The sequence below is a fragment of the Cytobacillus firmus genome, assembly GCF_023715565.1.
Lineage (GTDB): Bacteria > Bacillota > Bacilli > Bacillales > Cytobacillaceae > Cytobacillus > Cytobacillus firmus_C.
Genome location: NZ_JAMBOJ010000051.1, coordinates 22,440 through 34,889, shown reverse-complemented (window position 1 = coordinate 34,889; position 12,450 = coordinate 22,440). Strand labels below are relative to the sequence as shown.

Sequence of the window (12,450 nt, the reverse complement as noted above, 5' to 3'; positions counted from 1 at the left end):
GATCCCGTTGAATTGGATTATGTTTAGAAAGCATATTAATCACCTCAAGCATTGTATTACTTCTATTTTAAATCAAAAAAGACTCCCGACAAGTACGATTTTCATCGAGTTTGTCGACAGTCTGAAAGAATTGCCGTTTACGCGGCAATTCTTTTTTGAGTTTGCAGAAAAACATTGAACAAAAAAACGCCGGACGTTGTCCAGGCGCGCTCTTCTAGTTTGTTGAGTTTAAGGAAACAAGCTGATAAGTTATGAGTGTCCGGCTGTTTTCCCATTCCACTTTCCGGATGACTCCCATTCCGTTCAGGTCGCCGTCAATTGTTCTTTTTACGTCGACCGGGATATCGAGGGGATATAATCTGTACCCTTCTTTGACCAGTGAAAAGTAATTCTCATCAAGTCTTTTTTCCCTTCCCTTTGTCACGATCATTGTGTTCAGCTCTAAGGGCATACCCATTGGATATCTCTCCTTCATTCATTATACTTTCCTCTATTTTACCCCAGCTTTTCTTGCTCTGAAAGCTATTAAGCAAAAATCTTCCGTCATTCATGACTTTTCATCCACACACCCAAATCCTCTACGATCTTCCGGTTCACGGCTGGCGGAAAGTAGTGGGTATAGTCAGGGAAATACCAGCTATCCACTTCTTTATTAAGAGCCTTCAGCCTTTTTTCGAGACGGTAGGAATGCTCCACCGAAACATTATGATCCTGTTCTCCATGAATGATTAAGACAGGTGCCTGCAGATGCTCCAGCTGAAAAAGCGGGGTGCGGTATTTATACCGTTCCGGAAACTTTACCGGAGTTCCGCCGATTACCCGTTTCATCATTCTCCGGAGATCCTTGCGCTCCACATAGGTGAGAAACATATCACTGACCCCTCCCCATGTGACAATGGAGGCTGCTTGCGGAAACTCGATTGCAGTAAGCAAAGCCATCACACCGCCACGTGAAAAACCAAAAACATGGACTCTCTTTACCCGGTCATGCTCCTGAAGAAGAGTAAACGCGGCAAACGCGTCCTGCCTGTCCTCCCCTGCAAAATCTTCGTTTCCATCTCCCCCTTGATTTCCTCTGTAAAAAGGCGCGAATACAATAAAACCTTCACAGGCAAACTGGACAATCCGGGAAGGCCGTACCTTTCCGACATTTTTTATGCCTCCTCTCAGGTAAAGGAATCCATCATATAGCGCCTCTCCCTTTGGCTCTGCCAGCAGGCCTTTTATATGTAATCCATTTGCCTGATACGTAACAACCGATAATTCAATTGCCGGATTGGGTGAAGGAAATTTCTGTTTATTGATGATTTGGCCGTTTTTGAATTCCATGTTATCTTCCTCCCTCTTGAGGCTTCCTTTTAGTCTGAGCTTTTAGACCTTCCTCTAAAAATATTTCCATGGGCATTCACACATTTTTTCAATTTTCATACGATATCCTAGGCTTTTAAACTGATTTTTTTAGCATAAGGGAGGTCTTATGGCTTATGAAAAAATGGATTAAAACAAGCATGCTTCTTATGCTTGCAGTGATATTGATCGTTCCATTGGGAGCCTGCGGGAAGGATGAATTGCAAACCGTCCGCATTGCTGAAGTGACACGTTCCATCTTCTATGCTCCACAGTATGTAGCCCTTGAGAAAGGTTTCTTTGAAGAAGAAGGACTTAAAGTACAGCTTACAACAACAGCCGGCGGAGATAAAACAATGACCGCTCTGCTGTCCGATAGCGCTGATATTGCGCTTGTGGGTTCTGAAACTTCCATTTACGTTTCGGCACAGGGCTCCAATGATCCGGTTATTAACTTTGCACAGCTCACCCAAACGGATGGAACATTCCTGGTTTCCCGAAATAAAATCGATAACTTTTCATGGGATATGCTGGAAGGCAAAACATTTCTCGGACAGCGTAAAGGCGGCATGCCGCAGATGGCCGGCGAGTTTGTATTGAAAAAGCATGGCATAGATCCACATCAGGATTTGAATTTAATCCAAAATATTGATTATGCCAATATTGCTCCTGCTTTCGCATCCGGCACCGGTGAATTTGTCCAGCTTTTTGAACCTACTGCAAGTGTATTTGAAAAAGAAGGCAAAGGATATATTGTTGCTTCTTTTGGAACCGAATCCGGACATATACCTTATACCACATTCATGACGAAACAAAGTTATATTGATGAAAATCAGGAAACAGTCGAGAAATTCACAAGAGCTATTTATAAAGCACAGCAATGGGTTGAGCAGCATAGTTCAAAAGAAACGGCAGAAGCTATTCAAGGTTATTTTGACAACACTGAGCTTGAAATCATTGAAATGGTAGTAGACCGTTATAAGAGCCAAGGATCTTTTGCAACAGATCCTATTCTGGATACTGAAGAATGGGCTAACCTGCAGAACATTATGGAAGAAGCAGGAGAGCTCCCTAAGCGCATAGAGCATGGTACACTCGTTAATACAAAGATTGCTGAAAAGGTAATGAAGTAACTAAACGAAAGAGGAGGCCGACATGGATTTTTTGAAGGTTGATGCTGTCCACCACACTTATTTTACGAAAACCTCTGCTGTCACGGCCCTCTCCGATGTTTCGCTTGACGTGGAGGAAGGAGAATTTGTCTCCTTCCTAGGTCCAAGCGGATGCGGTAAGACAACATTGCTTTCCATCATAGCAGGCCTGCTTGAACCCACAGAGGGCACTGTCACACTTGAAGGAAAGCGGGTTGAAACAGCAGAAAATGAAATTGGCTATATGCTTCAGCAGGATTATCTTTTTCCCTGGAAGAACATTGAAGAAAATATACTCCTGGGGCTAAAAATCGGAAATAGCGTCACTCCTGCCAAAAAAGCTTATGCATTGAAGCTCCTTCAGGAGATGGGACTAAAAGGTGTAGAGTCACAGTTTCCGAAGCAGCTTTCAGGGGGAATGCGCCAGCGGGTTGCCCTTGTAAGAACCCTTGCAACCGGCCCAAAGCTGCTTATGCTTGATGAACCATTTTCCGCATTGGATTATCAAACCAAACTGAAGCTTGAGGATCTGGTATCTGACACGCTTAAATCCTTCGGAAAAACAGCCATACTGGTTACCCATGACATTGGCGAGGCAATCAGCATGAGTGACCGTGTTTTTCTATTCTCCGCAAGGCCCGGACAGCTTCATAAGACATTTGAAATACCAAAAGAATTAAGAGATGAAACCCCTTTTAACGCAAGAAATCATGAAGCATATCCAGCGATTTTTCAAACTATATGGAAGGAGCTGGAGTCTCTTGAGCCCGCAGGAGAACGTTAAATACCTTCACCAGAAATACCTTCAGTCCCTGAACCGTGAAAAGAAATGGGTCCGTTTCTATCAGACTGTCATCTTTATCGTGTTTTTTTCAGGATGGGAGCTGGCAAGCCAAAAGCAATGGATTGACCCGCTGATTTTCAGTGCGCCTTCTAAAGTATGGGGATTATTTTTAACCAAAATACAGGATGGTACCTTGATGGTGGATTTAGGCTACACATTGTCCGAGACCGTATTTGGATTCATTTTGGGCACTTTTTTAGGTACATTCCTGGCAGCCATACTCTGGTGGTCACCAATGCTTTCAAAAATAGCGGATCCCTATTTGGTTGTCCTGAATTCAATGCCTAAGGTTGCTCTTGGCCCTATCCTAATCGTAGCTTTAGGCCCGAGCTTTACTTCAATCGTTGCCATGGGAGCGATTATTTCGATTATCATCACAACCATTGTCGTGTATACGGCTTTCAAAGAAGTAGACCCCAATTATATTAAAGTGCTTCAGACTTTTGGGGCAAACCGATTTCAAATTTTCAGGGAAGCCATTTTACCTGCTTCATTCCCGACCATCATCTCAACTTTAAAGGTGAATGTGGGGTTATCTTGGGTTGGGGTGATCGTCGGCGAATTCCTTGTATCCTCGAAGGGTCTTGGATACATGATTATTTACGGCTTTCAAGTATTCAACTTCACGCTTGTTATGCTTTCATTGCTTGTAATTGCTATTTTTGCAACAGTGATGTATCAGCTGGTAGAACTCCTGGAGAGAAAACTAATTAAGAATGGTTCATAAAAAAACGGCAAATGGCATGCCGTTTTTATTTTTCCTTCAAAATTTTCTCGAGGCTCTTTTCAACTACTTTATCCTTCATGATGAAACTGTACTGGCTGTTCCACCTATCTTCAAGCAGGTTTCCCCCTGTCAATATGGGACCGTTTGTTTCAAAATAATGATTTGTATTGTTGAGACTTTTCACCTCTGCGAAAAAAATAGCTTTGACAAAATGCTCTTTACCCAGTTTAACTTCATATTCACCAATAAAATGCAGACTATTTAAGTCTGCTCCTGTTTCTTCATATACTTCTCTTCTGGCTGCCTCCTCAAGAGACTCACCCTGTTCTCTTTTACCTCCGGGGAATTCCCATCCCCTCTTTTTATGGTTCGTCAGCAGCCATTGGTCACCATAGCGGCAAATGACCAGAACATGTTCAGGCTCGGTTTCAAAAGCTCTTTTATTAAAAGAAAAGCGCACTTTCCCTCCGTTTTCGTCTAAAAAGGTTTCCATGCTATTCCCTCACTCGATAAATTAATTTGATAATTCCATTATAAAGGTTAATTACATTTAAAAAAAACTTCTGGGGCTAAAGTATCAAATTACATTATTTTGAAACTTTTTCCTTTTTTGCCCGTAAAATTATGTGACTAACATAAATAGAGGAGTGTATATCTTGAAAAAATCTCTCGCAATCCTTACCGGCTTCTTCATGGTTCTAATGCTGACAGCATGCAATGAAACAGCCAAACCTGTTAATGAATCAGCTGCCGGAAAAGAAAAGGAAGAAGCAAAAACAGAAGAAGCTTCTGAAATGACATTGGAAGAAGTTTTAAAGAAATCTACTGAGGCTTCGGAAGAGCTAAAGAGCTTCTCAGTAAAAATGGATATGAGCCAAGAAATGAGCGCCGGTGCTGAAGGGGAAAATATGAATATCGATTCTGTCATTGACATGAATGTCACAACAGAACCAATGGCCTTTTATCAAAAAATGACTATGTCCATGGCCGAAGCAGAAGAATCTTATGATATTGAAAGCTATTTTACGGAAGAAGGAATGTTTCTTTATGATGCTGCCGGACAGCAGTGGATGAAGTTCCCTAAAGAAATGTCTGATAATTTGCTTCAAATGTCAAACCAGCAGACCAACCCAGGTGAGGAATTGAAGAAACTGCAGGATTTTGTGGACGATTTCACCTTTGAACAGGACGCAAAAAGCTATATCCTGAAATTGAAAGCCGATGGAGAAAAATTCAATGATTTCGTGAAGGAAACTGCCGCAGAAACGTTGCCGCCTGAACTAGCCGCCAATGGAGAAATGCTTGATAACATGAACATTAATGGTGTTGACTACGAAATCGTGATTGATAAAAAAACGTTTTACCCAAGCGTGCTAAATATGATTATGGAAATGGAAATCACGGCTGAAGGCCAAAAAATCTACATGAAGCAGAACATGAACGGCCAATACTCAAACTATAATAAAGTTGAGGCTATTGCCGTTCCACAGGAAGTTCTTGATACAGCTGTGGAAATGGAAATGTAGAAAAGCTGAGGCGCTTGCCTCAGCTTGCGCTTGCCTCAGCTTTTCTACTATATAATTTTTAACTTAGTACTTTGAGAGCTGTCTAGCTACAGCGCCTACCCCCTCGAGGTCACAAGCCAATCCTCCCAAAAAGGCAAAGAACGCCTTTCCGTGAGGCTCGTCTTGTGCTTGTCGGGGGTGGGCAAGTCGCTTCCGCTTTTCTATTTATGTTCATCCTCTGTCAGGATTCCCATGCTTTCAATATGCTTTCTTGCTTCATCATCTCCAAGATCATATATCATGCCATAAATTCTTTTCATTGTTTCGTCATATGCATCATTTTCACGGTCATAGTGGTATTGAACATAAGGAACATGGGCTCTGAAAAAATTTTGCCATTCTGTTGAATAGTTCTGGTCAAAATATTCCCTTAGTGCAATAATTTCATCATCATTTGCCTCAATTTTATAATTCCAGGTGGAGTCAGTGGCACTTTGAGAAATCTCACCCGAACCAAGCGTTATATAATATGTCTTTTTGTTTTCTTCCAATCCTGTCAGCCCCTTTATTGTTCATTGCTGTGGCGCAGATTCAACACCGGTAAGTTTTTTTTAGGCTGTTTTCGCAAAGTTTGTTGCTATTAATATTATATTTACGGAGGTGATTGTAGTGGAAGGTGCGAGATCCTCGAAAATGCATTCGCATTTTCTTCGTGCGGTGTTTACTCAAGGCAGCCTATTCAACGTCCTACGGGAGTAGCGGGACAGGTGAGACCCCACAGACGCGTAGCGTCGAGGAGGCTCACCGCCCGCCCCGTAGTTCACTGAGCATCCTCTCACTGCAATCAACGGACAACATTGATAAGCGAAAAACAACTATTTATACGAAAAGAGCCTTTTTTAAATAGCACAATATTTTTCATTTCTATAGTTATCGTATCCCACATTTATGATAAAATTATACAAAATTACGATCATACTTCATAAGCTGACATATACTAAGTTAAACAAATTGGAAGTCCGCTTTTCCAAATAGCATAGGGTGAATATTTTTCTGCATCAGGGGTATTAATTAAGTATACTATAGAAAACCGGAGAATTTTTTAAGGAGGTGTTATCATGAAACTGATTGATGAGCTATATGAACTTTACAGGAATAAGCTGACTGGTGATGAAGAAGATATCGATATGCTCGCTTTTGCCTTCTTAGAAGAAATGGACAGAGAAGACCTGCTGAACATTATCAAAGACCTTGATAATCAGGAATTATATGATTTAATGGGGCTTTATCTGATCGAGAGCCTAAAAGGGAAATTTGCCAGTGAAAATTACGGACAGCGCAGAAGCCCGATCATTCACCACAGGAACATACACTAACCTATACATATCCGAATTGAGAATAACAATCCATATACCCGAAGGCGGCGTGAAGCCGCTTTTTTATTTTATTACAAAATAAAAAGACCAGCTTTGCAGCCAGTCTTTGTTTATTATCCTAGGTATGCTTTAAGCATCCAGATATGTTTTTTCAAGCTTTGCTTTACAGCAACCAGCATGTCGCCTGTTCCTTCATCTTTGGCTTCTTCTGCAAGCTCGATTGCTTCCTGAAGCTCGTCCACCATTTTTTCAAAGTCGTCAACGACAGTTTGAACCATTTGTTCTTCATTTTCTTTTCCTGTCGCTTCTTTAAGGGAACTGGTATCCAGAACTTCTTTCATTGTTGCAACCGGTTTAGCCTCAAGAGCAAGGATTCTCTCGGCCAGTTCATCAACATGTACATTGGCTTCATTATAAAGCTCTTCAAATTTTGCATGTAGGGTAAAAAAGTTTTTTCCTTTGATGTACCAATGGTAATTGTGAAGCTTTACATATAAAACTGTCCAGTTTGCTACTTGCTGGTTAACAGCTTTTACTAATTCTTTACTCATAATAATCATCCTCCCAACAATAGAATACCCACATTGAGCGAATTAAAACCTATGCAAGGCCATGGCGAAATTTTTTATTATTGAGCTGCTTTCATGGTAGAATATTGAGTGAAAAGGGGGAGAAATATGTATACGGTATTAGTCATATCGATCATTATCGTGATTGTGGTTCTGCTGCTGAGCGTTATTACTACTTCAAAGGCTTACCAATTCAAGCATACGGTAGACCCGATTGATCCGCTTCCTGACAGCGAGAAGCAACAAAAAGAGGCTAAAGAGGAGCAGGAAAATAACCAAAACTGATCGTAAACATACGCTATTATATAAACAGCCTCCGTACAGCCGGAGGTTTTCTTTTTAAAAGGGCGGAAAAATACATGTGGAGAGGACATTAAGATGGATATATACTCCATGATGCTTACAGTATTTTTATTATTAAATATTATCCTGGCTGTATTTGTTATCTTTTTGGAGCGAAGGGATGCAGGCGCCACATGGGCATGGCTCATGGTTTTATTCTTTCTTCCTCTACTTGGTTTTTTCATGTACCTCTTTTTTGGACAAAATTTAACCAGAAGAAAGATGTTCCAATGGGAAGACCGCAAAAAAATTGGAATTGATGAACTGCTGAACAACCAAATCCGAGGGATTAAGGAAAAGGATTTCCATTTTCGCAATGAGATCATTGAAAAATCCAAAGACCTTATTTACATGCATCTTGTAAATAATGATTCAGTATTGACCCAGGATAATGAGGTCCGAATTTTTACAAACGGGAAAGATAAGTTCAATTCGCTTGTAGAGGATATAAAAAGTGCAACCGATCATATCCACCTGCAATATTATATTTTCAAAAGAGACAATCTTGGGAAAAGCTTAATCACTCTCTTAACGGAAAAAGCCAGGGAAGGCGTAAAAGTAAGACTTCTCTATGATGAACTTGGCTCAAGGAGCCTGCATAAAAGGGCATTTAAAGAGCTGATTGCTGCAGGAGGAGAAATTGAGGCCTTTTTCCCTTCGCGGCTGCATTTTATCAATTTAAGAATCAATTACCGGAACCACCGGAAAATTGCCATCATTGACGGAAGGATTGGGTATGTTGGCGGCTTTAATGTCGGGGATGAATATCTCGGCCTGAACCCGAAGTTTGGATATTGGCGTGATACCCATCTAAGAATTAGAGGAAGTGCTGTACATTCTCTTCAGACCCGCTTTATCCTGGACTGGAACCAGGCTTCCCACCGCCATGACATATTCTATGCTCCTGAGTTTTTTCCGCTGTGCGACTCTCAGGATACCGTAGGGATGCAGATTGTTACCAGCGGTCCGGATTCTGAATGGGAACAAATTAAAAATGGTTATATTAAAATGATTTCATCTGCTCGTAAGTCCATATATATCCAAACCCCATATTTCATTCCTGATGCAAGTCTTCTTGACGCCTTGAAAATAGCTGCCTTGTCAGGTGTGGAAGTAAATATTATGATTCCGAATAAACCTGATCACATGTTTGTTTATTGGGCTACTTACTCTTATATTGGAGAAATGCTAAAAGTAAATGCAAATATCTATATATACGAAAATGGCTTCATCCATGCAAAAACCCTGATTGTGGATGAAGAAGTTTCATCGGTAGGAACTGCGAATATAGACGTGAGAAGCTTCAGGCTCAATTTTGAGGTAAATGCTTTTATTTACGACGAGGAAGTTTCAAAGGAACTGACTGAGAGCTTTAAAGAAGATGTTCAGCTTTCAACAAACCTGACTACAGAAGATTACAGAAATAGGGCCATGAAAATAAAATTGAAAGAATCCATATCGAGGCTGCTATCGCCGATATTATAAAACGGGCTGAAAAATCAGCCCGTTTTTCTTTATGCAAAAACCTGTTTCAAGTCATCCTTCGACTGCTGCAGCCAAAATCTCATGAGGCGCTTTGCTCCTTCAAGATCATGAAGCTTAGCCTGCCCGCATTGCTTTTCATTTGCAGCTGGGATTTCGGTAATTTCAACGGCATCTTTCATTGTAGAATCCAGCAGATCGATTATTTCTTCAACTGACGGCTCGCCGCTTACTACTAAATAATAGCCGGTCTGGCAGCCCATCGGGGAAATATCAATAATATCAAAATGGCCATACTTCTCTGCATGTGTCCGGATATTAAACGCAAGCAGATGCTCAAGTGTATGAATGACATCCGGCTTCATCGCCTGTTTGTTTGGCTGGCAGAACCTGATATCAAACTTGTTCACTAATCCGTCACTGCCCACTTTATGGACACCGCAGTGCCTCACGTAAGGAGCTTTAACAGCATTATGATCCAACTCGAAACTTTCTACTGAAGGCATACAAAACACTCCCCTAAAGTTTTCCTTTTACTATAACATAATAACCGACTAAATTCATCAAATTAATATGAAAATTATGACTTCCACATGATAATATGTTATTTTAAAAGAAAATATGATTTAACCGGGAAAGGTAATGCCATGCTCAAAAAAATACTCATTTCAATATTTCGCTTTTATCAAGTTGTGATTTCCCCGCTCAAGCCTCCTACATGCCGGTTTTATCCAACATGCTCCCATTATGGGCTGGAGTCAGTTAAACGATTCGGCGCCTTCAAGGGCGGCTGGTTGACAATAAAACGGATCCTTAAATGCCATCCCCTTCATCCTGGCGGTGTCGACCTGGTTCCCGAGGAATGGCCCAAAAAGAATTAACCCTCGTATCCGTCCACTACAAGGTCAAGCTTGCCTGTGCCGGGATGAATAACAAGCCCATGCACAGGCACATCTATCGGCATCAGCGGATGCTTTTTCACCATATGTACACTATGGGATACACTTTCCTCTACATTTTCAAAACCTCTTAGCCAATCATCGGCAGCGATTCCTGAGTATGTCATCGTATCCAGTGCATCGTCAGTAATGCCTCTCTCTTTCATGCTGCTGACAACCGCATCAGCTTTCATTCCGCTCATGCCGCAGTCATGATGGCCAATAACAAACACTTCTTTCGCTTGCAGCTGATAAACAGCTATTAATATGCTTCTCATAATACTTCCAAACGGGTGAGTTACTAAAGCTCCTGCGTTCTTAATGATTTTCACATCACCGTTTCTTACATTAAGCGCTTTTGGCAAAAGCTCCACTAAACGTGTGTCCATGCAAGTCAGAATAACCATTTTTTTATTAGGAAACTTCGTTGTTTCAAACTCTTCGTACTTTTTTTCTTCAACAAATTGCTGGTTATGGTTTAAGATCTCTTCTAAAAGTTTCAATTGTTCCACTCCCTGTCTTTTTGTGAACACTTTGATTGTAGAGCTATTTGCTCCCATACTTGACGAAAAAATGTCAATACTAATTAAGACCTTACCGGCCCCTATAGTTATGATACATAAAGTATAAGCTCCTAACAAATTTTTTCCTTGCTTTTCAGCTGGATATTTTGTAAGATAACTAAGGAAATCGTAATGATTACGTATTAAAAACCATTTAACCGTTCTTTAAATCGGAATTACTTCGCTTTATAACAGGAGGAGAATAATGAAAAAGGCATTTTTAATATATATTCTGGGGCTAATCCTTATTCTTTCCGGCTGTACAGGGGGAAAGACAGGGGAAAGCAGCAGCAAAACTATAGTTTATACAACCGTTTATCCTCTTCAATACTTTACTGAACAAATCGGAGGAAAAGCGATAGAGGTTGAGACCATCTATCCGCCCGGGTCGGATGAACATACCTTCGAACCTTCTCAAAAAGATATGATGAAGCTGGCCGATTCGGATCTGTTTATTTTTATAGGGCTGGGTCTTGAAGGATTTGTAGAAAAGGCAAAAGACACATTGAAAAATGAGAATGTTAAAATGGTGGCAGCTGGAGAAAACCTGGAGTTTGTCCACTCAGATGCAAATCATGATCCTCTGCATGAGGAAGATGCAGAGGATCATGAAGCTGGTGTTGAAGACGGGCATGATCACGGGGATATCGATCCCCATGTTTGGCTGGATCCTTTATACTCGAAGGAATTGGCAGAAGCAATTAAAGACGCTTTAGTGGAACAGATGCCTGATCAGAAAGAGCAGTTTGAACAGAATTATTTGGAGCTTGCCCAGGAGCTTGATAATCTTCATAACGACTTTGAACAGACGATTCAAAGTGCAAAGCATCAGGAATTCATTGTTTCACACGCAGCTTATGGTTATTGGGAAGACCGATATGGTTTGGATCAAATCAGTGTATCAGGCTTGAACTCCTCCAGTGAGCCTACTCAGAAAGAACTGCAGAAAATCATTGCAGAAGCAAAAGAACATGACTTAAAATATGTATTTTTTGAACAGAATGTCAGCTCAAGACTGACGGAAATTCTGCAAAAGGAAATTGGCGCTAGTCCTTTACTGCTGCATAATTTATCTGTATTAACGGAAGAAGATCTAAAAGAGAACCAAACATATTTTACGCTTATGCAAGACAATCTGGCGGCCTTAAAAAAAGCTTTAAATGAATAATCACAATCCACCTCCCGCCCTGGGAGGTTTTTTCATCTGAAATGCAGGTCATGACATTCCTTCAAATGCCATGACTGATATGGCGGACATTGCAGAAAATATAAAAGACCCCGCGATTTCGGCCTGGTCATATTTTTTCTGCTTAGGAGGTATAACCAATGGCAAAAGATGTTTTATGTGAAGTAAATAACTGCACTTACTGGAAAGATGGAAACCAATGCAGCGCAGACCAGATATACGTAGTCAGCCATACAGGCAAAACAGCAGACGACACCAAAGAAACAGACTGCCAAACGTTCGAACCGCATTAATGGTGACAGGCACCGCCCGAATTTTGTCGAATTCCAGCAGTTCCATTTATGCATATTACTGCAAAAGCGGTGCATGAGCTGCACCGCTTTTTTTAAAATAAGTTTATTATTTTTCTTAGCGGGAATG

The 12,450-nt window shown here is 40.9% G+C and carries 17 protein-coding genes; 10 read left to right on the top strand and 7 right to left on the bottom strand.

The annotated features are described in order from the left end of the window. Window positions 1-214: 214 nt before the first annotated feature. Both M3205_RS18565 and M3205_RS18560 read right to left on the bottom strand, forming a co-directional pair. The gene (locus M3205_RS18565) at window positions 215-457 is read right to left on the bottom strand and encodes a DUF2584 domain-containing protein (RefSeq protein WP_251171244.1); all 243 of its coding nucleotides are present in this window, start codon (window positions 455-457) and stop codon (window positions 215-217) included. A gap of 86 nt (window positions 458-543) precedes the next feature. Then, window positions 544-1,329, bottom strand: a complete 786-nt coding sequence (locus M3205_RS18560; protein WP_251171243.1) for an alpha/beta hydrolase family protein — start codon at window positions 1,327-1,329, stop codon at window positions 544-546. A gap of 155 nt (window positions 1,330-1,484) precedes the next feature. On the opposite strand from M3205_RS18560, the gene M3205_RS18555 reads away from it, so the two are divergent. The 3 genes from M3205_RS18555 to M3205_RS18545 are packed head-to-tail and all read left to right on the top strand — an operon-like array spanning window position 1,485 to window position 4,069. Then, the gene (locus M3205_RS18555) at window positions 1,485-2,480 is read left to right on the top strand and encodes an ABC transporter substrate-binding protein (RefSeq protein ID WP_251171242.1); all 996 of its coding nucleotides are present in this window, start codon (window positions 1,485-1,487) and stop codon (window positions 2,478-2,480) included. Between the two features lie 22 nt (window positions 2,481-2,502). Beyond that, the gene (locus tag M3205_RS18550) at window positions 2,503-3,282 is read left to right on the top strand and encodes an ABC transporter ATP-binding protein (protein WP_251171241.1); all 780 of its coding nucleotides are present in this window, start codon (window positions 2,503-2,505) and stop codon (window positions 3,280-3,282) included. Then, on the top strand, window positions 3,260-4,069 hold the full coding sequence (locus M3205_RS18545; protein ID WP_251171240.1) for an ABC transporter permease: 810 nt from the start codon (window positions 3,260-3,262) through the stop codon (window positions 4,067-4,069). Before M3205_RS18550 ends, M3205_RS18545 begins: the two co-directional genes overlap by 23 nt. Window positions 4,070-4,094: 25 nt before the next feature. Here the strand turns inward: M3205_RS18545 and ytkD are convergent, their stop codons facing one another. Next, window positions 4,095-4,562: an RNA deprotection pyrophosphohydrolase gene (gene ytkD / locus M3205_RS18540; RefSeq protein WP_251171239.1), complete on the bottom strand. Its 468-nt coding sequence runs from the start codon at window positions 4,560-4,562 to the stop codon at window positions 4,095-4,097. A gap of 163 nt (window positions 4,563-4,725) precedes the next feature. Between ytkD and M3205_RS18535 the strand changes: the two genes are divergently transcribed. Then, window positions 4,726-5,595, top strand: coding sequence for a DUF6612 family protein (locus tag M3205_RS18535; RefSeq protein ID WP_285886603.1), 870 nt, complete (start codon window positions 4,726-4,728; stop codon window positions 5,593-5,595). A 200-nt stretch (window positions 5,596-5,795) separates the two neighbouring features. Here M3205_RS18535 and M3205_RS18530 read toward each other — a convergent pair whose 3' ends face one another. Then, complete coding sequence (locus tag M3205_RS18530; protein ID WP_251171238.1) at window positions 5,796-6,125, bottom strand: hydrolase; 330 nt, start codon at window positions 6,123-6,125, stop codon at window positions 5,796-5,798. Between the two features lie 567 nt (window positions 6,126-6,692). On the opposite strand from M3205_RS18530, the gene M3205_RS18525 reads away from it, so the two are divergent. Next, a complete protein-coding gene (locus M3205_RS18525) occupies window positions 6,693-6,950 on the top strand; it encodes a DUF6154 family protein (RefSeq protein WP_035330414.1) in 258 nt (85 codons plus the stop codon). Window positions 6,951-7,063: 113 nt separating this feature from the next. Here M3205_RS18525 and M3205_RS18520 read toward each other — a convergent pair whose 3' ends face one another. Further along, on the bottom strand, window positions 7,064-7,501 hold the full coding sequence (locus M3205_RS18520; protein ID WP_251171237.1) for a Dps family protein: 438 nt from the start codon (window positions 7,499-7,501) through the stop codon (window positions 7,064-7,066). Window positions 7,502-7,627: 126 nt separating this feature from the next. Between M3205_RS18520 and ytzI the strand changes: the two genes are divergently transcribed. Together ytzI and cls are read left to right on the top strand one after the other, a co-directional pair. Beyond that, entirely contained in the window at window positions 7,628-7,804 is a 177-nt protein-coding gene (gene ytzI, locus M3205_RS18515) for a YtzI protein (protein ID WP_251171236.1), read from the top strand. 93 nt (window positions 7,805-7,897) lie between these two features. Further along, complete coding sequence (gene cls, locus M3205_RS18510) at window positions 7,898-9,346, top strand: cardiolipin synthase (protein WP_251171235.1); 1,449 nt, start codon at window positions 7,898-7,900, stop codon at window positions 9,344-9,346. Window positions 9,347-9,375: 29 nt separating this feature from the next. Here cls and M3205_RS18505 read toward each other — a convergent pair whose 3' ends face one another. Next, window positions 9,376-9,849, bottom strand: a complete 474-nt coding sequence (locus M3205_RS18505; protein WP_251171234.1) for an S-ribosylhomocysteine lyase — start codon at window positions 9,847-9,849, stop codon at window positions 9,376-9,378. Window positions 9,850-9,990: 141 nt separating this feature from the next. Between M3205_RS18505 and yidD the strand changes: the two genes are divergently transcribed. Beyond that, the gene (gene yidD, locus M3205_RS18500) at window positions 9,991-10,224 is read left to right on the top strand and encodes a membrane protein insertion efficiency factor YidD (protein ID WP_251171245.1); all 234 of its coding nucleotides are present in this window, start codon (window positions 9,991-9,993) and stop codon (window positions 10,222-10,224) included. On the opposite strand, the gene M3205_RS18495 is transcribed toward yidD, so the two are convergent. Then, complete coding sequence (locus tag M3205_RS18495) at window positions 10,221-10,784, bottom strand: beta-class carbonic anhydrase (protein ID WP_251171233.1); 564 nt, start codon at window positions 10,782-10,784, stop codon at window positions 10,221-10,223. The genes yidD and M3205_RS18495 overlap by 4 nt on opposite strands. A 265-nt stretch (window positions 10,785-11,049) precedes the next feature. On the opposite strand from M3205_RS18495, the gene M3205_RS18490 reads away from it, so the two are divergent. Both M3205_RS18490 and M3205_RS18485 read left to right on the top strand, forming a co-directional pair. Continuing rightward, window positions 11,050-12,012 carry a metal ABC transporter substrate-binding protein gene (locus tag M3205_RS18490; protein ID WP_251171232.1) on the top strand — a complete coding sequence of 321 codons (963 nt, stop codon included), beginning with the start codon at window positions 11,050-11,052 and terminating at the stop codon, window positions 12,010-12,012. Between the two features lie 158 nt (window positions 12,013-12,170). Then, window positions 12,171-12,323 (top strand): DUF1540 domain-containing protein, encoded by a 153-nt coding sequence (locus tag M3205_RS18485; protein ID WP_251171231.1) that lies wholly within the window; start codon window positions 12,171-12,173, stop codon window positions 12,321-12,323. The last annotated feature ends 127 nt before the right edge of the window (window positions 12,324-12,450 follow it).